Raw genomic sequence first — 260 nt, 5'->3', positions numbered from 1 at the left:
GCCTATTTCGTTACTGGCTAGCACCTTTACTTCTGTTACTTTACCCCGAGCATTGGTACTCGCTTCTACGGCTTCATTAAAGTAACCATGTGTTTCCAACACATTGGCAAATACTGTCGATTTGGCTTGGCGGCGCAGAATAAGACTGGTTTCGCTACGCAAGTTATATTGTGGGTCATTGGCGCCAACGCGGGTAAAGAATAGCTCGTCGTTGGCTTCACTGGCGCTAATCCACGAATAGTAGCTATTGCCTTGTAACC

The 260-nt window shown here is 46.9% G+C and carries 1 pseudogene; it reads right to left on the bottom strand.

The annotated features are described in order from the left end of the window. Window positions 1-260, bottom strand: a pseudogene (locus Q4528_RS14490) (hypothetical protein); the annotation flags it as partial.

The sequence above is a fragment of the Staphylococcus pasteuri genome, from assembly GCF_030547725.1.
Lineage (GTDB): Bacteria > Bacillota > Bacilli > Staphylococcales > Staphylococcaceae > Staphylococcus > Staphylococcus pasteuri.
Note: the sequence above shows the minus strand (reverse complement) of the source record. Positions and strands in the feature narration are given on the sequence as shown.